16 protein-coding genes, 1 tRNA gene and 1 riboswitch are annotated in these 22,021 nt (G+C 59.9%); of the genes, 14 read left to right on the plus strand and 3 right to left on the minus strand.

Going from position 1 to position 22,021, the window contains the following annotated elements; all coding sequences use genetic code 11:
• The first annotated feature begins 17 nt into the window (after window positions 1–17).
• The 12 genes from AB5Y67_RS00590 to hemB all read left to right on the plus strand — a co-directional run bounded on the left by AB5Y67_RS00590 (window position 18) and on the right by hemB (window position 9,905).
• Window positions 18–93, plus strand: a tRNA-Thr gene (locus AB5Y67_RS00590).
• 252 nt (window positions 94–345) lie between these two features.
• On the plus strand, window positions 346–1,590 hold the full coding sequence (codB, locus tag AB5Y67_RS00595) for a cytosine permease (RefSeq protein WP_064339053.1): 1,245 nt from the start codon (window positions 346–348) through the stop codon (window positions 1,588–1,590).
• Complete coding sequence (locus AB5Y67_RS00600; protein WP_064339052.1) at window positions 1,584–2,849, plus strand: cytosine deaminase; 1,266 nt, start codon at window positions 1,584–1,586, stop codon at window positions 2,847–2,849. Before codB ends, AB5Y67_RS00600 begins: the two co-directional genes overlap by 7 nt.
• 95 nt (window positions 2,850–2,944) lie before the next feature.
• Window positions 2,945–3,322, plus strand: a complete 378-nt coding sequence (gene crcB / locus AB5Y67_RS00605) for a fluoride efflux transporter CrcB (RefSeq protein WP_005339378.1) — start codon at window positions 2,945–2,947, stop codon at window positions 3,320–3,322.
• Window positions 3,323–3,387: 65 nt separating this feature from the next.
• On the plus strand, window positions 3,388–4,140 hold the full coding sequence (gene ubiE / locus AB5Y67_RS00610; protein ID WP_005342396.1) for a bifunctional demethylmenaquinone methyltransferase/2-methoxy-6-polyprenyl-1,4-benzoquinol methylase UbiE: 753 nt from the start codon (window positions 3,388–3,390) through the stop codon (window positions 4,138–4,140).
• A gap of 8 nt (window positions 4,141–4,148) precedes the next feature.
• The gene (locus tag AB5Y67_RS00615) at window positions 4,149–4,757 is read left to right on the plus strand and encodes an SCP2 domain-containing protein (RefSeq protein ID WP_064339051.1); all 609 of its coding nucleotides are present in this window, start codon (window positions 4,149–4,151) and stop codon (window positions 4,755–4,757) included.
• On the plus strand, window positions 4,757–6,397 hold the full coding sequence (gene ubiB, locus AB5Y67_RS00620) for a ubiquinone biosynthesis regulatory protein kinase UbiB (protein WP_005339383.1): 1,641 nt from the start codon (window positions 4,757–4,759) through the stop codon (window positions 6,395–6,397). The genes AB5Y67_RS00615 and ubiB overlap by 1 nt, the downstream gene beginning before the upstream one ends.
• 42 nt (window positions 6,398–6,439) lie before the next feature.
• Complete coding sequence (gene tatA / locus AB5Y67_RS00625; protein WP_005339385.1) at window positions 6,440–6,691, plus strand: Sec-independent protein translocase subunit TatA; 252 nt, start codon at window positions 6,440–6,442, stop codon at window positions 6,689–6,691.
• Window positions 6,692–6,694: 3 nt separating this feature from the next.
• On the plus strand, window positions 6,695–7,159 hold the full coding sequence (gene tatB / locus AB5Y67_RS00630) for a Sec-independent protein translocase protein TatB (RefSeq protein WP_005342398.1): 465 nt from the start codon (window positions 6,695–6,697) through the stop codon (window positions 7,157–7,159).
• Window positions 7,156–7,911, plus strand: a complete 756-nt coding sequence (gene tatC, locus AB5Y67_RS00635; RefSeq protein WP_005342401.1) for a twin-arginine translocase subunit TatC — start codon at window positions 7,156–7,158, stop codon at window positions 7,909–7,911. Before tatB ends, tatC begins: the two co-directional genes overlap by 4 nt.
• Window positions 7,912–8,099: 188 nt before the next feature.
• Complete coding sequence (locus tag AB5Y67_RS00640) at window positions 8,100–8,885, plus strand: TatD family hydrolase (RefSeq protein WP_199428547.1); 786 nt, start codon at window positions 8,100–8,102, stop codon at window positions 8,883–8,885.
• Between the two features lie 3 nt (window positions 8,886–8,888).
• On the plus strand, window positions 8,889–9,905 hold the full coding sequence (gene hemB, locus AB5Y67_RS00645) for a porphobilinogen synthase (protein WP_005357271.1): 1,017 nt from the start codon (window positions 8,889–8,891) through the stop codon (window positions 9,903–9,905).
• Between the two features lie 75 nt (window positions 9,906–9,980).
• Here the strand turns inward: hemB and AB5Y67_RS00650 are convergent, their stop codons facing one another.
• Complete coding sequence (locus tag AB5Y67_RS00650) at window positions 9,981–13,487, minus strand: hypothetical protein (protein ID WP_199428546.1); 3,507 nt, start codon at window positions 13,485–13,487, stop codon at window positions 9,981–9,983.
• Between the two features lie 168 nt (window positions 13,488–13,655).
• The gene (locus AB5Y67_RS00655; RefSeq protein WP_199416337.1) at window positions 13,656–15,845 is read right to left on the minus strand and encodes an immunoglobulin-like domain-containing protein; all 2,190 of its coding nucleotides are present in this window, start codon (window positions 15,843–15,845) and stop codon (window positions 13,656–13,658) included.
• Between the two features lie 50 nt (window positions 15,846–15,895).
• Window positions 15,896–15,981: riboswitch (cyclic di-GMP riboswitch) on the minus strand.
• 437 nt (window positions 15,982–16,418) lie between these two features.
• On the opposite strand from AB5Y67_RS00655, the gene prlC reads away from it, so the two are divergent.
• Together prlC and AB5Y67_RS00665 are read left to right on the plus strand one after the other, a co-directional pair.
• Window positions 16,419–18,461, plus strand: coding sequence for an oligopeptidase A (gene prlC, locus AB5Y67_RS00660; RefSeq protein ID WP_199428545.1), 2,043 nt, complete (start codon window positions 16,419–16,421; stop codon window positions 18,459–18,461).
• A 204-nt stretch (window positions 18,462–18,665) separates the two neighbouring features.
• On the plus strand, window positions 18,666–21,212 hold the full coding sequence (locus AB5Y67_RS00665; RefSeq protein WP_199428544.1) for a bifunctional diguanylate cyclase/phosphodiesterase: 2,547 nt from the start codon (window positions 18,666–18,668) through the stop codon (window positions 21,210–21,212).
• A 6-nt stretch (window positions 21,213–21,218) separates the two neighbouring features.
• Here AB5Y67_RS00665 and AB5Y67_RS00670 read toward each other — a convergent pair whose 3' ends face one another.
• A complete protein-coding gene (locus AB5Y67_RS00670; RefSeq protein WP_150390054.1) occupies window positions 21,219–21,959 on the minus strand; it encodes an ABC transporter substrate-binding protein in 741 nt (246 codons plus the stop codon).
• Between the last annotated feature and the right edge of the window lie 62 nt (window positions 21,960–22,021).

Genomic DNA, 22,021 nt, shown 5'->3' on the forward strand with positions numbered 1-22,021 from the left:
TCTTTACCGGTTAGTGTGCTGATATGGCTCAGTCGGTAGAGCGCATCCTTGGTAAGGATGAGGTCCCCAGTTCGATTCTGGGTATCAGCACCATTAAATAGAAAGCCTCCCTGAAAAGGGAGGCTTTTTTGCATCTGTCATTTTTGTGATATCCCCTTACATTCCCTATTCCCGCAACCCCCTCTACTTGCAGCCGACACTGTTTATCTGCTGGTTTGAGTCCCAATGTGTTACTCATTTGACTGCTATTGATGGTTTTATCCAGAGATTTAACCATGATTGATTGACGTAAAACGTTTTACATGTAAAATCCGGCGCGTTTTGCCTATTACGTGGAGAGAGAGCATGGCGCAGGATAACGAATACTGTTTGGGGGCGGTACCCGCCAAAGGGCGCAAAGGAGTGCTGTCGCTGATGCTGGTGATGCTTGGCCTGACGTTCTTCTCTGCCAGCATGTGGACCGGTGGTGCGCTGGGTACCGGTCTGGTGTTTGACGACTTCATCAAGGCGGTACTGATCGGCAACCTGTTGCTGGGGATCTATACCGCCTGTCTCGGTTATATCGGTGCTTCAACCGGTCTCTCTACCCATCTGCTGGCGCGATACTCCTTCGGCGTCAAAGGTTCCTGGCTGCCATCCCTGCTGCTGGGCGGTACTCAGGTCGGCTGGTTTGGCGTTGGTGTGGCGATGTTTGCCCTGCCGGTGCAGAAGGCGACCGGCATAGATGTGAACTGGCTGATCGCCATTTCGGGCATGTTGATGACGGTGACCGTCTACTTCGGCATCTCCGCCCTGATGGTGCTGAGCTTTGTGGCCGTACCGGCCATTGCACTGCTTGGCGGCTACTCGGTCTGGCTGGCGGTGACCTCGACCGGTGGCATGGCTGCACTGCAGCAGGTACAACCAAGCAATCCCATCGAGTTCACCACGGCGTTGACCATGGTGGTTGGTTCCTTTATCAGTGCAGGAACCCTGACCGCCGACTTTGTTCGCTTTGGTCGCAAACCCTGGGGCGCCGTCATGATTACCATGGTGGCGTTTTTTTTGGGCAACACGCTAATGTTCGTCTTCGGCGCAGCCGGTGCGGCCGTGACCGGTCAGGCCGATATCTCGGAAGTGATGCTGATGCAGGGACTGCTGATCCCCGCCATTCTGGTGCTCGGCCTCAATATCTGGACCACCAACGACAACGCGCTCTATGCCTCCGGCCTCGGTTTTGCCAACATTACCGGCCTCAAGAGCAAGCCGCTCAGCGTGATCAACGGGCTCATCGGTACGGCTTGCGCCCTCTGGCTTTACAACAACTTTGTCGGCTGGCTGGCCTTTTTGAGTACGGCAATTCCGCCGATCGGTGGCATTATCATCATGGATTTCCTGCTCAATCGTGAGCGTTACCGTCAATTTGCCGAGCAGCAGTTCGAGACGGTGCGCTGGCAGGCGCTGGTCGCCACGGCAGTCGGGGTGGCTGTCGGCAAGTGGCTGCCGGGCATAGTGCCACTCAACGCGGTATTGGGCGCCGCCTTCACCTATTTCATTCTGGTTCGCCTCACCCAGCGGCCGGTTCTGGTACAGGAAGCTAACAAATGCTGATTCAACATATTCGTTTGGCCGATCGGGAAGGGTTGTGGCAGCTCCGTTGTCAGGATGGGGTCATCACCGCCATCGAACCCCATGACGAGCATGCCGTCGCCGGTCGGGTGCTGGACGGGGAGGGCGGTCTGGCGATCGCCCCCTTTATCGAACCCCACATTCACCTCGATACCACCCAGACGGCGGGTGAGCCGAGCTGGAATCTCTCCGGCACTCTGTTCGAGGGGATCGAGCGCTGGGCCGAGCGCAAGGCGCTGCTGACCCATGAGGATGTGAAACAGCGCGCCATCCAGACGCTGAAGTGGCAGATCGCCAACGGCATCCAGTTCGTCCGTACTCACGTCGATGTCTCCGATCCCAATCTGGTGGCGCTCAAGGCGATGCTGGAGGTGCGGGAGGAGATGAAGGAGTGGGTGGAGCTGCAGATCGTCGCCTTCCCGCAGGAGGGGATCCTCTCCTACCCCAATGGCAAGGCACTGCTGGAGGAGGCACTCAAGCTGGGTGCCGACGTGATTGGCGCGATCCCCCATTTCGAGTTTACCCGGGAATATGGGGTCGAAAGTCTGCACTACATCTTCGATCTTGCCGAGAAGTATCAGGTTCTGGTCGATGTGCACTGCGATGAGATAGATGACGAGCAGTCCCGCTTTATCGAGACGCTGGCAACCCTGGCCTACGAGCGGGGTATCGGCCATCGGGTGACGGCCAGTCACACCACCGCCATGCACTCTTACAACGGCGCTTATGCTTCCCGCCTGTTCCGGCTGCTGAAGATGGCGGACATCAACTTCGTGGCCAATCCGCTGGTGAACATTCACCTGCAGGGGCGGTTCGATACCTATCCCAAACGCCGTGGCATTACCCGGGTGAAGGAGATGCTGGAGGCGAACATCAACGTCTGCTTCGGTCACGACGACGTGTTCGACCCCTGGTACCCCATGGGCACTGCCAACATGTTGCAGGTGCTGCACATGGGGCTGCATGTCTGCCAGATCATGGGTTACGAGCAGATCAACGACGGTCTGAAGCTGATCAGCAGCCACAGCGCCCGCACCCTGAATGTGCGGGATCGCTATGGTATCGAGGTGGGCAAACCGGCCAACCTGTTGATCCTGCCTGCCGAGAACGGCTTCGATGCGGTGCGCCGTCAGGTGCCAGTGCGTTATTCAATTCGTCACGGTAAGGTGATTGCCCAGACCCGCCCGGCCCAGACCGAAATCGTGCTGGGTCAGCCCGAGCCCATCGATTTTCGCCGCTGAGATTTCAATCAGGCTGGATGTCGATTAGTTCCGCCTCTGGGCACAAGGGCCGCCATTGCGACATAATGGCGGCCTGACCCTGAGGGAGTGACACCATGCAAACCTGGTTCTATGTTGCTGCAGGGGGCGCCATCGGCGCCTGCCTTCGTTTTGGAATTGCCGAACTGATGGCCTTGCTGCTGGGGCGCCACTTTCCTTACGGGACTCTGGTGGTCAACGTGGTGGGCTCTTTCATCATGGGGGTGGCGTTCGCCCTCATCAGTCATGGTCATGTGGTAGAACACCCGATGAAGCCGCTGCTGATGGTGGGGATCCTCGGTGCCCTGACCACGTTTTCTTCCTTTGCCCTCGATACGGTCGTGCTGGCTCAACATGGGGCCTATCTGAAAGCGCTGCTCAACATCGGTCTCAACCTCTTCCTCTGTCTGGCCATGGTGGTGCTGGGCATGCAGTTGGTTGCGAGCCGGGTTTAAGGTGTCCGGACGCCAGTGGCTCTGGTAAACTGGCGGCCATTCTTTGCTCTATGGGTGTTTAAGGGATGTCAGAACAAGCAACGACAACGCATTTTGGCTTTAAAACCGTGGCCGCGACCGAGAAGGAAACTCTGGTAGCAGGTGTCTTCCATTCGGTGGCAGCCAAGTATGATCTGATGAACGATCTGATGTCGTTCGGCATCCACCGCCTGTGGAAGCGCTTCACCATCGACTGTTCCGGTGTGCGCAAGGGCCAGAAGGTGCTGGATCTGGCCGGTGGTACCGGTGACTTGACCGCCAAGTTCTCCCGCATCGTCGGCGAGACCGGTCAGGTGGTGCTGGCGGATATCAACGACTCCATGCTGAAAGTGGGCCGCGACAAGCTGCGCAATCTGGGGGTCGCCAACAACGTCTCCTACGTGCAGGCCAATGCCGAGGCGCTCCCCTTCCCGGATAACCACTTCGACGTGATTACCATCGGCTTCGGCCTGCGCAACGTCACCGACAAGGACAAGGCGCTCGCCTCCATGTTCCGCGTGCTCAAGCCGGGTGGCCGTCTGCTGGTGCTGGAGTTCTCCAAGCCGGTCAGCGAAGTGATCGCCAAGCTCTATGACCTCTACTCCTTCAAACTGCTGCCGAAAATGGGCGAAATCGTCGCGAACGACAGTGAAAGCTACAAATATCTGGCAGAGTCCATCCGCATGCACCCGGATCAGCAGACCCTGGCTGGCATGATGGAAAATGTCGGTTTCGAGCAGGTGGAATACTTCAATCTGACTCAGGGTGTGGTCGCCCTGCACCGCGGTTACAAGTTTTAAGGTTGCCTATGCCGATGGATGCCATGGTCACCGCGGTGATCGAAACCAGCCTCAACCAGTTGCTGGCGCTGGACAAACAGAGTCCGGAGCGGCTGCGCAAACTGGTGGGCAAGGTGCTCAAGCTGGAGCTGCGTGAACTCAAGCCGCTCTGGTTCGTCTTCTCCGAGCGTCGGCTGGATGTGCTGGCCCAGCATGAAGGGGAGGCCGATGCGGTGCTCAGCCTGTCGCTGACCGCCCTCGGTCTGCTGAAAGACCCGTCCGCTCTGACCCGCTATATCCGCGAGGAGAAGCTGGATCTGAGCGGTGATCCCCAGCTGGTACAGGCATTCAGCCTGCTGCTGGGTGAGCTGGATATCGACTGGGAGGAGGAGCTGTCGCGCTATACCGGCGATGTGCTGGCCCACACCCTGTTCAGTGGTGCCCGTCAGGCGCGTCGCCTGGTCGGTCGCGAGCTGTGCCGCACCCGCAGCCAGCTGGCGGAATATCTGACCGAAGAGGCCCGCCTCGCCCCCGGCCCGCTGGAAGTGGCGAGTTTCAACGATGACGTCGAGGTGCTGGCCCAGCAGCTCAAGGCCGTCGAACTGCGGCTGGCCCGCTTCGAACAGCAGGTGACCTGATGACCCCGAAGGAGTTCAAACGCCTCTATCGCATCATCACCATCCTGCTGGAGCAGGGCATCGACGAGCTGGTGCCCGCCCGCTATCAACCCTGGCCGGGTCGTCTGGCCCGTCGCTCCCTGTTCTGGCTCAAGAACAAGCAGCCGGATCTCAGCCGCGGTGCCCGCATCCGCCTCGCCTTCGAGGCTCTGGGCCCCATCTTCATCAAGTTTGGCCAGATGCTCTCGACCCGCCGCGACCTGCTGCCGCCGGATATCGCCGAGGAGCTGGCTCTGCTGCAGGACAGGGTGCCCCCCTTCTGTGGTCAGGCGGCGCGCCAGCAGATCGAGCTGAGCCTGGGTTGTCCCATCGAAACCCTGTTTGACGACTTCGACGAGACGCCGCTGGCGTCGGCCTCCATCGCGCAGGTGCATACCGCCCGCCTGAAGGAGAGTGGCCGCGAGATCGTCATCAAGGTGATCCGTCCCGACATCGAACCTGTCATCGAGGCCGACCTGCGGTTGATGCAGGCGCTGGCACGTCTGGTGGCCCGCTTCGTGCCCCAGAGCGCGCGACTGCGCCCCATCGAGGTGGTGGAGGAGTATCGCAAGACCATCCTCGACGAGCTGAATCTGATGCGCGAAGCGGCCAACGCCATCCAGCTGCGCCGCAACTTCACCGGCTCCGAAGCGCTCTATGTGCCTGAAATCATCACCGACCTCTGCCGCGAGCAGGTGCTGGTGATGGAGCGCATCTACGGTATTCCGGTCTCCGACATTCCAGCGCTGGAAGCCAACGGCACCAATATGAAGCTGCTGGCCGAGCGCGGGGTGGAGGTCTTCTTCACCCAGGTGTTCCGCGACAGCTTCTTCCATGCCGACATGCACCCGGGCAACATCTTCGTCTCTTACGAACATCCGGAAAACCCGCTCTGGATCGGCATCGACTGCGGTATCGTCGGTACCCTCAATCGGGAAGACAAACGCTATCTGGCGGAGAATTTCCTCGCCTTTTTCAACCGTGACTATCGCCGCGTGGCGGAGCTGCACGTGGAGTCGGGTTGGGTACCGGCAGACACCAAGGTGGATGAGTTCGAGTTCGCCATCCGCACCGTGCTGGAGCCCATCTTCGAGAAGCCGCTCTCCGAAATTTCGTTCGGTCATGTGCTGCTCAACCTGTTCAACACTGCCCGTCGCTTCCATATGACGGTGCAGCCGCAGCTGGTGCTGCTGCAAAAGACCCTGCTCTATGTGGAAGGGTTGGGGCGTCAGCTCTACCCGCAGCTCGATTTGTGGCAGACCGCCAAGCCGTTCCTCGAAAACTGGATGCACGAACAGGTCGGGCCCAAGTCGGTATTGAACGCCATCAAGGAGAAGGCGCCATTCTGGGCCGAGAAGCTGCCGGAGCTGCCGGAGCTGGTCTATGAGACTCTGCGCCAGACCCGTCATCAGCAGCGTCATTTCGACCAGATGTTTGCCGAATTCCGCCGTCACAGCCGTCGGCAGGGGCAGGCCCGCTACCTCTTAGGGGTTGGAGCCAGCCTGCTATTGGCGGGTGTATTCTTGCTGACCCAAAAACAACACATTGAGTGGGGACAAGCCAGTCTCGCCGGTGCAGCCCTCTGCTGGCTGGTCGGCTGGTTGCGAACCCGTTCCCATTAATCAACAACCGCGCCGTCAGGCGCCTGTTCTGGAGAGAAAATCATGGGTGGTATCAGTATTTGGCAATTGTTGATCATTGCAGTCATCGTCGTGCTGCTGTTCGGTACCAAGAAACTGCGCGGCATTGGCGGTGATCTGGGCGCGGCGGTCAAAGGGTTCAAGAAAGCCCTCTCCGACGAGCCGGCTGATGCCAAGGCCGAGCAGAAAGATGCCGAGTTTCCCCCGAAACAGCTGAACGAAGCGGCCACTCAGAGCAGTGAGACCGCCAAACAGAAAGACAAAGACCAGGCCTAAGCCATGTTCGATATCGGTTTTTGGGAGCTGGTCGTTATCGGTGTGGTAGCACTGGTGGTACTGGGGCCCGAGCGGCTGCCGGTTGCCATCCGCACGGCTACCCACTGGATCCGCCTCATTCGTTCGACCGCGAACTCGGTCAAGTCCGAGCTGGAGCAGGAGCTCAAGTTGCAAGAGCTGCATAACGACCTCAAGAAGGCCGAACAGTTGCAGATGAGCAACCTGAGCCCCGAGCTGCAGGAGTCCATCGAACAGCTCAAGGCGGCGGCCCAGTCGGTCAATCGCCCCTATCAGGTGGAGAACGAGATCCGTCCGCCGCGCCCCGAGCCGGTCGCCCAGGCGGAGCCTGCCACGCCGGTTGAGCCTGCAGTGCAGCTGAGCCACGACGTGCCGCCGGTCAACAGCCAGCGGGAGAGTGAGCCGGTGCCGGTCAGCGACTCCGCAGTAAAAGGGGAGGTGAAGCCATGAGTCAGGCCGAACAACCCCTGATCAGCCATCTGGTTGAGCTGAGAACCCGCTTGCTGCGCTCCATTACCGCCATCCTCGTGGTGTTTCTGGCGCTGATCTACTTCTCCAACAACATCTACGACTTCGTGGCTCAGCCGCTGCTCAGCCAGCTGCCGGAAGGGACCAGCATGATCGCGACGGATGTGGCGACCCCCTTCCTGACGCCGATCAAGCTGACGCTGGTGGTCTCCTTCTTCGTGGCGATCCCCTATCTGCTCTATCAGGCCTGGGCCTTTATCGCCCCCGGTCTGTACCAGCATGAGCGGCGGCTCATCATGCCGTTGGTGGTCTCCAGTGCCCTGCTGTTCTATGCGGGGATGGCGTTCGCCTACTACGTGGTGTTCCCGCTGGTGTTCGGTTTCTTCACCAGTACCGCCCCTGCCGGGGTGACGGTGGCGACCGACATCGCCAGCTATCTGGACTTCGTACTGACCCTGTTCTTCGCGTTCGGGGTGGCGTTCGAAATTCCGGTGGCGACCATACTGCTCTGCTGGACCGGCGTGACCACACCGCAAAACCTGAAGGAGAAACGTCCCTACGTCGTTGTCGGGGTGTTTGTGGTCGGCATGCTGCTGACGCCGCCTGATGTCTTCTCCCAGACCCTGCTCGCCATTCCGATGTGGGCGCTGTGGGAGATAGGTCTGTTCTTCGCCCGCTTCTACGTGAAGAAAGAGGATGAAGAGCAACAGGAACAACCGGATGTGGAGAGCTGAGGCTCTGTTCGTCACCTGTTTGCCGGACGGCGAGAGGATGACGAAGTCCGCAGGAATAGCAGAACGAGGGGAGCTGAGGCTCCCTTCCTCTTTTCATGCTCCCGTTCGAGGCGTATGGTAAGACCCCATTCGGTAGATGGTTTTCAAATACCTGATATGTATTCCTTTTGTTCGGAACGTCTCATTCCATGATCGATATCGGTTTAAACCTGACCAGCAGCCAGTTCACCGGTGAACAGCCTGAGCTGGTGGCCCGTGCCCGCGCCGCCGGAGTGGAAGCGCTGATCCTCACCGGTACCGATCTGGCTGGTAGCCGCGAGAGCGCCGGGTTGGCCGCCCGCTGGCCGGGCTACTGCTTCTCCACCGCCGGGATCCATCCCCACGACGCCAAGAGTGTCGATGAGGCGACCCTGCCCGCCTTGCGCGAGCTGGCAGCCTTGCCGCAGGTGGTGGCTATTGGCGAGTGCGGCCTCGACTACAACCGCGACTTCTCCCCCCGCCCGGTGCAGGACGCTGTGTTCGACGCCCAGCTGGCACTGGCTGCCGAGCTCCGTATGCCGGTGTTTCTCCACTGCCGCGATGCCCACGCCCGCTTTATCGAGATCCTCCGTCCCTGGTTGCCGAAACTACCGGGAGCCGTGCTGCACTGCTTCACCGGTTCCGACGAGGAGCTGGACGAGTGTCTGGCGCTGGGGCTGCATATCGGGGTGACCGGCTGGCTCTGCGACGAGCGCCGCGGTCAGCTTCTGCGCGAACAGGTGGCCCGCATTCCGGCCGGTCGGCTGATGATCGAGACCGACGCACCCTATCTGGTACCGCGGGATCTGAAACCGCGCCCGAAACGCAACGAACCCGCTTTTTTGCCGCACATCGCCCAAGTGGTGGCGGCCTGTCGTGGTGAAGCGCCCGAGGCCTTGCTGGCCCATACCCGGGCCACCTCCGCCGCGTTCTTCCAACTTCCTCTCCAGGAGTGATTCATGGCTACAACTCTTCCGGGCGCCTTTCCGGGCCGCCGCCTGCGCCGTCTGCGCAAACATGATTTCAGCCGTCGTCTGGTGCGCGAGAACGTACTGACCGTCAACGATCTCATCTATCCGGTGTTCGTGCTGGAGGGGGAGAACCGTCGGGAAGCCGTTCCCTCCATGCCGGGGGTAGAGCGTCTCTCCATCGATCTGCTGTTGGAAGAGGCTGCCGAGTTGGTGGAGCTGGGCGTGCCTGCCATTGCCCTGTTCCCGGTGACCCCGCTGGAGAGCAAGAGCCTGATGGCGGAAGAGGCCTACAACCCGAACGGGCTGGCCCAGCGCACCGTGCGCGCCCTCAAGGCTCGCTTCCCGGAGCTCGGGGTGATCACCGACGTGGCGCTCGATCCGTTCACCACCCACGGTCAGGACGGCATCATAGATGATGAAGGCTATGTGCTGAACGACATCACCACCGAGATCCTGATCAAGCAGGCGCTCTCCCACGCCGAAGCCGGGGTCGATATCGTCGCGCCGTCCGACATGATGGATGGCCGCATCGGTGCCATCCGCGCGGCGCTGGAAGAGAACGGCTTCATCAACACCCAGATCATGGCCTACTCCGCCAAGTATGCCTCCTGCTACTACGGCCCGTTCCGTGATGCGGTTGGCTCTGCCGGCAACCTCGGCAAGAGCAACAAGGCCACCTATCAGATGGATCCGGCCAACAGTAACGAAGCCCTGCACGAAGTGGCGCTGGATATTCAGGAAGGGGCCGACAGCGTGATGGTCAAGCCGGGTATGCCCTATCTGGACGTGGTTCGTCAGGTGAAGGATCAGTTCGGCGTGCCGACCTTCGCCTATCAGGTGAGCGGCGAGTACGCTATGCACATGGCGGCGATCCAGAACGGCTGGCTGAAAGAGAAGGAGACCATCATGGAGTCCCTGCTCTGCTTCAAGCGGGCCGGGGCCGATGGCATCCTCACCTATTTCGCCAAGCGCGTGGCGCAGTGGTTGAAGGAAGATGCCCGTTAAGCTGACGTGACCGAGCGTGTAACGGATAGAAAAGAGGGGAGCCGATGGCTCCCCTCTTTCGTTACTGATAGCTGATTACAGCTTGGTCCAGGCATCGCTCCAGTGGCTGCCGGTACCCGGTGCATAGTGGCTGGTCGAGCCGCCACACCAGCCGCTGTAGGGCCAGGGTTTGCACTCGTAGTCGTCACCTGCATTGCTGACCCGTTCGCCACTCTGATAAGCGGTGCCCGCAACATAGGCCGGGTAGCTGCCGTTACCACCGTCACTGTCACCACCCGGAGCCTGTTCCACCAACGTCAGGGTGAAGCGGCGCTCGAAGCCCTGCTTGCTCCCCTCAGCCATGCCCGCCAGCAACAGCTCGTAACTGCCGGCCGCAAGGCCCGGCTGCGTCAGCTGCAGGGAACCCTGACCATCGATCAGGGCGCTGCCGGTGGCGACCGGATTGCCATCCTGCAACAGGGTCGCGGTGACGGTCACCGGGTTGGCGGTGGTCAGCGTCAGGCTGAAGTCGAGCGTGCCGTTGACGATGGAATATTCAGACGCCAGGTCGGTGACGGTGAAGTCACTGCTGCTACCGGTCGTGGGCAGGATGAAGTCTCCGCTCAGGTAGGTCAGACCGGTCCAGCCGGAGCTGGTCAGCCAGTGCTTGCCATTGGTCTGATAGACGTTGGGCAACTGGGTGCACTGTTTGTTGTCATTGACGAAGCCGATACCGTAAAAGCCCGCCACATTCTTGTAGCAGAGCTGGCGACCATTCTGGTGCAGCACTGGCTGATCCAGCTTGCCCTTGTGGTGGAGTGACAGCCAGTCAAACTGGTTGATGGCCGAGACCAGCGGCACAAACTGGCCATCGGGCTGACGATAACGGATCAGGGATCCGGCATCACAGAGCAGACCATCAGCCTGCTGTTCGACGTAGCCGTAGTACTGCTCGCCATCCTGGAAGGTGAACCGGCAGAGATTGCCTTTCTCCGACTCCTTGGGGATCCAGCCCATCAGCAGTCGCTCCTGATTGTTCAGGGCCGCCAGCTGCCCGGCACTGAAGTCGCTGCCGTTGGCTACCCAGCCTTGCGGCATGGTGGAGAATTGCATGAAGTAGTGGTCGGTATAGTACATGTGGCTGTCAGCGCGGTGCTTGCGAGCCCCCTGGCTGACCGAGTTGTAGCGATAGATGTCGTTTTCCGGCTTGTGGAAGCCGTTGAGATCATCGTCCAGATAAGGCAGGTCGCCCTTGCGAATATGGTAGTTGGCCATACCCGTCATCAGGGGATGCCAGCCGTGGCTGCCACGGGCAAACGCGCTCTCATGGCTGTAGGACTTCCCATCGAAGCCGTGGCCAAATTCGTGGGCAATGATGCCCCAGCCGCCGTAGTAGTGGCTGACAAAGTTAAAGGTATCGACCCCGGTGATGCCACCACTCCCGAGCCCGCCCCCCATGGCGGTGATCCCCAGGTTGAGGTAGGGGCGCTTCATCAGGCTGTGGTAGTAGTAGTCATAATCGGCGGCCGTAAAGATGCCGTTCGGCACATAGCTGTTGCCGCCATTGCCGAACATCTCGTAGCCGTTCACCGCCTTGAAGTTGTACCAGACGTGCCTGAACTCCTCGGTCGAGACCATGTAGGCCAGGTTGGTGGCGATGATCAGCCATTCGCGAGCGTAGAGGGCATTGATGGGGCGCCAGGAGCCGCTGGTGTTGGTGGCGAAGCGCACGTTCCAGCTTGGCTTGAGGCGTGCCAGCTTCTGGGCAAACGGATCCGAGTTGGAGCTGAACCTGTGCTCGAACTGGGCAGGCAGATTGATGCTGTTGTCGAGCAGGTTGTTGAGATCAAACACGCCATCGCGGCTGGCGCTGTTGAAGCGTCCCTGCTCGCCAAAGGCGCTCAGTGGCAGGGTGATTTGGGCATAGGCGGGCAGGCGATCGAGCTGGCCCAGGATCAGCCACTTGTTGATACCGTTCAGGCGTGACTCGATATTGATGTCATGCAGCTCTCTGGCGGCATAGTTGGTGATGCGCACCGTGTCGTTATCAAGCAGCTCAGTCTTGACCAGCGAATTGATGTTGACCGAACGCAGGGCGCGATCGATCAACACCTCGTAGGGTTCGTCATTGCGCAGTATGTAGCTGACTGTGGCCGGCATCAGCTTATCGAAGATCAGCGGGCGAGCCGGCAACTGCTCGTCGGCCGTGAAGCTGATCTCCTTGCTCAGCAGCTGGTTGAAACCCAGGCCGCGTTCGTTGGCGGTGACAAGCGCCGAGCCCGCCAGCTGGAGATCTTTCAGCGCCGCCACGGGCTGCTGGTTGATCTCCCGGACAGTAAAGGTCGGGTTCTTGAACTGAAAGTCGTTGGCGATCAGGGTATCGGCATCATGCCACTCGATGCGGTCCTTGAAGTTCACCACCAGCCGATCGTCATCCATGTCGATTTTTTGCAGATTGCTGTCTGCGATCACCTGCTCAGGCGCCAGCGGGGTGTTGCTGGCGATGGCATCAGCCAGTTTGCGCAAGTCATAGATGTAGTAGTTTTTGCCGGCTGTATGGGCCAGGAGATAGTCACCCACCTGATGGAGTTGCACCAGACGGTGGCTGTATTTTCCTTCAAAGGCGAGCCGACCGGCGATGGGGGTCTTGAGGCTGTTCTCCGGCGTCACATCCTGCTGGCGGTAGACCTTGATCTCGCTCAGCGCATCGGCCACCAGCACGTAATCCTGATTGGCAAAGACGGCCTGGGCGCGGTGCAGGCTGTTGCTGCCGGAATCCCGACCGGTTCCCAGGGTGGTGACATGGCGATGCTCGTCGGCCAGATCGAAGATATCGACCCGGTGCGAGTAGCGCGAGACCACGTAGAGCAGGTTGTTGCGGACAAACAGTTCGCTGACCTGGTTGTAGGCCGTGGCACTGCCGGTTTCGGTACCGCGGATCTCGCCAATCTGCTGGCGGCTCGGGATATCGATAATGGCCACATGGCCCGGATTGCCGTTCTGGCTGACATAGAGCCGATCCTGATAGCGCTCGACCGCCGTAATCAAGCTGGCGTCCAGCCCCAGCTGGTCGGCCGTCAGCTCCTCGCCTTTGTCCAGATATTGCAGCGAGGTGGCAAACGAGTTGACGCTGCAGGAGCTGGTCTCCATCACCACCCGGGTGCGTTCGCCATTCTGGATCTGGCCGTGGGGGAAGTACTCCAGCAGACAGCCGTTGCCGTAGTCATAGTTGCCAAAGCGTTTGTTGACCGCTACGACCCCACCGTCGTACCAGGTCAGCTCCCACTCCTCATCGAAGAAATCAAAGACGTTACGAATGGCTGTTTCGTCGAAAAAGTGGGGTTTGGGCAGATCGAACAGGATGTGGTTATCCGCCGTCAGCGGGTAGAGCAGGCCGTTGATGGCAAGGTGGCGCTTGCCATCCTTGATGATCACGTTCTGCTCGTCAGCCGCGTTCTGATGCAGCGCGGCGAGGCGCGCCGTCATCTGTTCGTAGTGCTCCTGATAGGTTTGTTTGAAATAGGCTTGTTCGCGCTCATCGGCCACGACATGGGCCGACAGCAGCAGTCCGAGCAGGGTGGCAAGCTTGGTGGTTCTTGGCATGGTGATTTCCTTATCTTGGTTGTTGTTGGACGTTTTTTGGTGCTTGGCAAGCATGTAAAAGAGAGGGGCTAACCCGTCCGGGTCAGTGCATCCTGCCCATCTGCAGCGTGGCCGACGGGCAGGATATGGGCGGGGGCCTGTCGGCCCCCGTTAGTGGTTGGGGCAAGGTCAGAGCTTGATCCAGGCATCGCTCCAGGCAGAGCCGGTACCCGGTGCATAATGGCTGGTCGAGCCGCCACACCAGCCGCTGTAGGGCCAGGGTTTGCACTCGTAGTTGCCACCGGCATTGCTGACCCGATCACCGGACTGATAGCCGGTGTTGGGGGCGTAGGCCGGGTAGTCACCTTCGCCACCCCCGCTGTTCTCTTCGGTCAGCGCAACCGGGAAGCGCTGTACCACCGGCTGCTGGCCGTCAGCCAGACCGGTGATGACCACTTCGTAGCTGCCATCGGTGACGTTGCTGCCCTGTAGTACCAGGGTACTGGTGCCGTTCACCTGGCTGCTGGTGGTGCCGTGGCTGTGGCCGCTCTGCTCCAGAGTCGCGGTGATCTGTACCGGGTTGGCGGTGGTCAGGTTGAAGCGGATGCTGACCTGACCGTTGACTATGGTGTACTCGCTCGCCATGGCGCTGACGGTGAAGTCGCTGCTGCCTTCGGCGGGTGGCGTTGTGCCGCCGCAGTCGCTGTCGCCCTGTACGCGCCAGACGCCCCAGTCACCCGTGGTGCCCGGCTCTTCGTTCTGGGTCCACCAGCCTGCCAGCCAGTTCTTGCCGTTGTGGCTGACGATGTCGCCACCCACGTAGACCTTCTTGGCATCCCAGCTGTTTTCACAGACGGCGCCCTGCTCCCTGACGGTCACGTTGCGCTGCTGGGTTACCTGCTGACCGGCGCTGTCGCTCACCTGATAGGTAAGGGTGTAGCGGCCGACCTTGCTGCTATCGACGTTGCCGCTGACCTTGATTTGGGCGGTCAGGTCGCCATCTTCTTCATCATGGGCGCTGACGCCGGTCATCGGATCGAAAGCGGTACCCAGCTCCAGCGTGGTGTCGGTGACACCGCTGAACACCGGCTTCATGCTGTAGACCTCGATGGTACGTACCTGCTCGGTGACGTTGTTGTCGCGATCGCTCACCTTGTAGGTGAGGGGGTAGAGGCCGATGCGCTGGCTGTCTACCGAGCCTTCTACCTGGATCTGGCCAGTCAGGTCGCCATCTTCCTTGTCGTTGGCGCTGACACCGGCCAGCGGATCAAAGGCGGTACCCTGCTTGATGCGGGTATCGCTCAGGCCGCTGAACACCGGCTTGCCGTTGTCGACCGGCGGCGTGATCTCCTGATCGTGGATGAAGGGGCCGTAGCTCTTGATGAAGGATTCGTTGTAGGACTGACCGGCGGCGTTGCGGCCCATGTCCCAGTTGATGGACCAGGTCATCACGCCACGCAGCGGTTGCCCCTCGCTCTTCAGGCGGTTGAAGGCGTTGTAGAGCTTCTGCGGATCCTGCACATAGCCGGTGGCGGCGGCGTCGATGTTGGTCGGAATGCCGAACACCAGCTTGTCATGGGGGATCTTGTAGAAGCCGCGGGTTCCGTTGCTCAGCGAATCCGCCATGTAGTAGATGAACTCTTCTTTCAGGGCATCGTTGTTCTGGGCAATCCAGCCGATCCCATCGATGTAGATACCGTCACCACCCTGGTTGTAGAACTGGGGGTTGATCCAGTCGTAGTAGCCTTCCAGATTGCGGATATAGGGGATGTAGGCGCCAGTCTGGGTCAGATAGGGGAACTCCGGCGCCATGGTGATGAGGAAGTTTTTCCCCTGGGCGCGGTAGTGATCCTTGACCAGACGCAGGGCCGCCGGGATCACGGTCTGGTTGTTGGCGGCAGTGATGGCGGACTGCTCCAGATCGATGTCCAGGCCGTCGAATCCATAGGTTTCCACCAGACGGATGATCTCGTCGGCGAAGGCCTGCTCCTGACCGGTACGCAGCTCGATGTGCGCATCGGCACCGCCCAGCGCCAGCAGCACGGAACGGCCCTGACGGTTCAGCTCGGCAATCTGCTCGATAAACTGGCTTTCGCTCATGCCGATGGCCGGGTCGAGTTTGAAGGTGGGGATGGGATCGCTGCCATACACCTTCATGAAGGAGACATCGACCACGTTGTATTGCGGGTTGGCCTGATCGAGCTTGACGCAGGGGGCGATACCGCCCTTGTAGCCCGAACCGTCACACCAGTTGTGCCAGTAGCCGACCACCACGCCGGACTGGGGGTTGACCATCGCCTGACCGGCACTGGCGGCATATGCCATGGGGGCGCCCATGCCGAGCAGGCAGCCAAGCAGGGATAATTTGAGTTTGTTCATCGTCTCTCCGTACGGTGCAGATGGGGCGTCGGTTGTGACCGGACGTCCCCGGGGGCAGCCCCGCTGTCATAGGTGTTTTCCCTTAGACCGGTGGCTTTGCGTCGCGCCCTTTCGGGTCACTTTGCCTTTTTCACCCGATTTCTGTGCAGCACAGAGAATCAAGTGACCTGCATGGCAGGTTGCCTATGATAGATGCTTGAAAATAAATTAATCAATAGTTGGTTTTGATTCTAATTGACTGAAAAATATTGATAATTTGTTACAGCTACCACACTTTGTCCGTTTCCATGATTGAGCATGACGGTACTTGGCTGGCAGCTGTGGCGCCGGTAAATGGCGACTTTTTGCCCCTTGAAAGTAGCGGTAAGAGCAAAAAAAGGCCCACAGATTCATTCTGTTACTGGCTGTTGATAGCAAAACTGCAGCAACGGCAGAGATCCGGGTCGCAATGGCTGGAAAAGTACAGGGTTGCGGCGGATTCCCGCTTGATTATTGCGTGGCTTGGCCACATGTTAGAAAGCCATACAGAGCTGCTAAAGCGGTCTGTTCAAGACCAAACAAGAGGTAACCGGGATGAATAACCCTTTGCTGACAATGGATTCGCTGCCCCCTTTCAGCCAGATCAAGCCGGAGCAGGTTCAGCCTGCCGTGATTCAGGCGATTGCTGACTGCAAGCAGAAGATCAGCGATGTGCTGGCCCAGCGTGATCCCCATACCTGGGATAGCCTGATTGCCCCGCTGGAAGAGGTAAATGACCGCCTGTCACGGATCTGGTCACCGGTCAGCCACCTCAACTCCGTACTCAACAGCGAAGCGCTGCGCGAGGCCCATGACGCCTGCCTGCCGTTGCTCTCCGAATTCCAGACCTATGTCGGTCAGCATGAAGGGCTCTATCAGGCCTATCTGGCCCTCTCCCAGAGCGATGATTTCCCGCTGCTGAGCGGCGCCCAGCGCAAGGAGATCCAGAATACCCTGCGTGACTTCCGCCTCTCCGGCATCGGTCTGCCTGCCGAGGCGCAGCAGCGTTACGGCGAGATTCAGGCCCGCCTCTCCGAGCTGGCCTCCCGTTTCAGCAACAACGTGCTGGATGCGACCCAGGGCTGGCACAAGCTGGTGGCCGATGAAGCCGAATTGGCCGGTCTGCCCGACAGCGTGCGTGCCGCTGCCCGTCAGATGGCCGAGCTAAAGGGCAAAGAGGGGTGGCTGTTCACGCTGGATATCCCCTCTTATCTGCCGGTGATGATGTATGCCGACAACCGCGAACTGCGCGCCGAGATGTATGAGGCCTTCACCACGCGCGCCTCTGATCAGGGACCGAATGGCGGCAAGTGGGACAACTCCGCCATCATGAGCGAGCTGCTCACCCTGCGCCGCGAACTGGCTCAGTTGCTGGGCTTTGCCAACTATGCCGAGCTCTCCCTGGCCACCAAGATGGCGGACAAGACCGAACAGGTGGTGAGCTTCCTCACCGATCTGGCGGCCAAATCCCTGCCGCAAGGCAAGGCCGAGCTGGAGGAGATCCGCGCCTTCGCTGCCGAACAGCACGGTCAGAGCGAGCTGGCCGCCTGGGATCTCGCCTACTACGCCGAGAAGCTCAAGCAGCACAAGTTCTCCATCTCCGATGAGCAGTTGCGCCCCTACTTCCCCGCCAGCAAGGTGGTGAAGGGGTTGTTCGAGGTGGTGAAGCGGGTGTTCGGCATGAAGGTGCGCGAGCGCCTCGGCATCGACACCTGGCACCCTGACGTGCGCTTCTACGATATCTTCGATGCCGAGGATGAGCTGCGCGGCAGCTTCTACCTCGACCTCTACGCCCGCGAGCACAAGCAGGGCGGCGCCTGGATGGATGTCTGCCTGGGTCGTCGCTATCGTCAGGATGGCTCACTGCAAAAGCCGGTCGCCTACCTGACCTGCAACTTCAACGGCCCGGTCGATGGCAAACCGGCGCTGTTCACCCACAACGAAGTGGTCACCCTGTTCCATGAGTTTGGCCACGGCATTCACCACATGCTGACCCGCATCGATGTGGCCGGTGTCGCCGGTATCAACGGCGTGGCCTGGGATGCGGTGGAGCTGCCGAGCCAATTCCTCGAGAACTGGTGCTGGGAGTCCGAGGCGCTGGCCTTTATCTCCGGCCACTACGAGACCGGCGAGCCGCTGCCTGCCGATCTGCTGGAGAAGATGCTGACTGCCCGCAACTTCCAAGCGGCAATGCAGATGCTGCGCCAGCTGGAGTTCGCCCTGTTCGACTTCCGTCTCCATCAGGAGTTTGATCCGGCCAATCCGGCACAGCTCCCGGCGCTGCTGGATGAGGTGCGCAGTCAGGTAGCAGTGATGACGCCGCCAGCGTTCAACCGCTTCCAGCACAGCTTCTCCCACATCTTCGCGGGCGGCTATGCGGCGGGCTACTACAGCTACAAGTGGGCCGAGGTGCTCTCTGCCGATGCCTTCTCCCGCTTCGAGGAGGAGGGGATCTTCAACCCGGCCACCGGCCAATCCTTCCTGAAGAATATTCTGGAGAAGGGGGGCTCGAAGGAGCCGATGGAGCTGTTCCGAGCCTTCCGTGGTCGTGAGCCCAAGGTGGATGCACTGCTGCGACACAGCGGGATTGCCGCATGAGGCTGATGGCCACGACTGCACAGAGCCTCAAGCAGATACATTTTTGAGCCATAGTGAGATCAAGACGTGATTTCTGCGATAAAAAGGGACCTTTTGGTCCCTTTTTTCAAGGCTTTTTAATATCTTGCTGATTGCATATTTGCACAGTCCACTGCTCTTCAGTAGAGTCGTGTTCTAACCTTCAAGGAGAGAAAGCCACTTGCCATGAGGCGAGCACTCGATTCCGTCTGTCAAATCATCTCCAGTCTGGCTCACTCGAGCGGTCAGGGATATTTCGATACCTTTGTGAGTGAAATCGCCGCTGCTGTGATGGCTGATGTCGTCCTGATCGCCAGCAGGGAATCAAATGCTACCTACCTGACGGTTCAGGCTGCCTACCCCTCCTCTCTTGACCCCGATACCCTGACACTGCCAATCACTGACTCTCCCGATGCCATTACCTGGCAGGAGGGGGAAGCCTGGTTCAGCGATCGTCTGTTGCAGCTGTTCCCCGCGATGCCACTTGCCGATGCGTGGCAAGCCCAGGCCTACGCCGGGATCGCCCTCAAGGATGCGGATGGCGAGACCATAGGTATCTGCTGCCTGCTCTATCGTCAGCCGCAGGCCAATATGACCAAGGTGATGGGGCTGCTCCGGTTGCTGGGGCCGCTGGCCGGTCGCGAACTGGCGCTGATGCTGCAACGCCAGCTGCCGCAACTCTTGCCTGATACCCCCCATGTGCTGCAGAGCATGCTGTTTCAGGCCCCGGTGGGGATCGGCAAGCTCGATCTCACCGGCCACATTCTCTGGGCCAATCCGGCTATCGAGAAGATGCTGGGCTATCCCCTCGACGAGCTGCTTCATCGCTCCATCTCCGACATCAATCACCCGGAGGATTGGCAGCGCAGCCTTGAGTGCTACGAAGAGATCCGGCGCGGCGAGCGCAGCAGTTTCACCCAGGAGAAGCGCTACTTCTGCAAGGGGGGCGAGATCCTGTGGGGGCGGGTAACTGTCACCCTGATCCGCGACGAGCAGCAGCAGCCTGACTACCTGATGGTGCTGCTGGAGAATATCGATCCCCTCAAGCGTCATGCGGAGCAGCTCAAGCTCTCTCACCGGGTCTACGACAACCTCTCCGAAGCGATTCTGGTGTGCGATGCCGATAGCCGCATCATCTCGGTCAACCCGGCCTTCGAGCAGATCACTGGCTACAGCAGCGACGAGGTGCGGGGCCAGCGTCCCAGCATGCTCAAGTCCGGGCTGCACGATCAGACCTTCTATGCCGACATGTACCACGCGCTGGAGCGGGTGGGGGTGTGGCGTGGCGAAGTGTGGAACAAGCGCAAGAACGGCAAGCTCTATCCGCAGCAGCTGATGATCAGCACCCTGCGCGAAGCCGGCAAAATTCAGCAATATATCGCCATTTTCAGCGATCTTTCCCAGACCAAGGTGGCCGAGCAGAAGATCGCGACCCAGGCCAACTACGACAACCTTACCAGCCTGCCCAACCGCTGGCTGTTTGGCCGCTGCCTCACCCGCTTCTGCGAGCGGGGCGAGCGCTTCGCGCTCATGGTGCTCGACCTCAACAACTTCAAGGCGGTCAACAACAGCATGGACCACCATGCTGGCGATGCCCTGCTGCGGGAGGTGTCGGATCGACTGGTTAGCCGGGTGCGCACCGAAGATCTGGTGGCCCGCATCGGTGGCGATGAGTTCGCGTTCCTGGTGCCCGGAATCGTCACCCGCCGTCAGGCCGAGGTGTTTGCCAAGCAGGTGATCGGCAGTTTCGCCCGGCCCTTTATGCTGGCCAACCAGCATCTCTATGTGACCGCGACCATCGGCATGACCCTCTGCCCGGTCGATGGCAGCGAGAGCGACGAGCTGCTGCGCAACGCCGAACAGGCGCTGTTTGCGGCCAAGCGGCAGGGACGGTTGCTCGGTGCCTACTGCTCATCCATGCGGGAAGAGGTGCGCCAGCGCCACCAGATGCAGCAGGATTTGGCCGAAGCGATCAAGCTGGAGCAGCTGACCATGGCCTACCAGCCGATCTGGGACAATCGCAGCGGACGGGTCGCCAAGCTGGAGGCGCTGGTGCGCTGGTATCACCCCCACTGGGGGCAGGTATCCCCTGCCGAGTTTATTCCGCTGGCGGAAGAGGCGGGATTGATTCAGGGGCTGGGTGCGCTGGTATTGTGGCAATCGTGCCGGGATCTGGCGCGGTTGCAGCAATCCGGCTTCCCTGATCTGCAGATGTCGATCAACCGTTCCACCATGGAGTTCCAGACCATCGACCCCGAGGCGAGTGAGTGGCTCAAGGTGATCCAGCACTTCGGGCTCGATCCTGCCGACATCGTCATCGAAATCACCGAATCTCTGCTGATGGAGAGCAGCGATCAGCACAGGGTGCGGATCGATGCCCTGCGCGAGGCGGGTTGCAAGCTGGCCATCGACGATTTCGGTACCGGCTACTCGGCCCTCAACTATCTGCGCACCTTCCCGGTAGATCTGGTCAAGATCGACCGCTCCTTCGTGCGCCATATCCCCTTCAACGAGCAGGATCGGATGCTGCTCGACGGCATCATCAACATAGTGCACAACCTGGGCATGCAGGTGGTGATCGAGGGGGTAGAGACCCGCGAGCAGCTCAACTTCCTCTGCCAGAAAGGGTGCGCCTTCACTCAGGGTTATCTGCTCAGCCGCCCGCTGGCCTATGACGATCTCACCGAATATCTGCAGCTCAATGACAAAGGGATGTTTCTGCAGATCAGCTAGTGGCGCTTACTCCTTCGATGTCATCTGTTCCTGTTTGGTTTTCAATGTCCGGTAATCCTCGCCGAGATAGCGCAGATAGATGCGATCCAGTACTCCCTCATCCTGCATCTGTTGCAGCGCCTTGTTGTAGGCAGGCAGCAGGTCAGCCTTCTGTTTGCCAAAACAGAGGTAGAGCGGCGTCGAATCGATAAAGGGGGTGAGGGCGCGGATCCTGACGTCCTGCTCCCTCGACAGAATGGGGGCAGAGAAGTAGTCCAGGATGATCATATCGACCCGGCTCTTTTCCAGCATCAGTAGCAGCTGTTTGTCGGAGTGAACCTTGATGGGCTCCCAGCCGGTGAAGTTCCTGATCTTGGCCGTGTAGTCATACCCCCTGACAATTCCTACTTTCAGCCCCTTGGCCATCTCCCACGAGAAGTTCTGTAACGGACTGTCGGTACGCACATAGGCGGCCAGAGGATAGAAGGCGGTGGCAAGGTCAGAGTGATAGCAACCGGGGAGAGGGGCATTGTCGAGAATGCCATCCGCCAGCTGGGTGCTGACATACTGCTCGCAGCGCCCCCAAGGCAGTTCAAGCAGGGTGAGGTTCATGCCAAGGCGGCGCGCCACCTCTTGATGGATCTCCACCGAAATGCCCTCTTTCAGGTTGCCCTGTTCGGCATAGGAAAAGGGAGGCCAGTCTACGCCGCAGACCTTCAGGTTTGTGCCGCTCTGGGCGGCGAGGAGCAGGGCAATGAACAGGTTCATGGGATTTCCTCCCTACAGCGACTTGAAGGGGCTGTGGTACACTCGGTTCACTGAACTTAGAA

Source organism: Aeromonas sp. s12, from assembly GCF_040907925.1.
Lineage (GTDB): Bacteria > Pseudomonadota > Gammaproteobacteria > Enterobacterales > Aeromonadaceae > Aeromonas > Aeromonas veronii.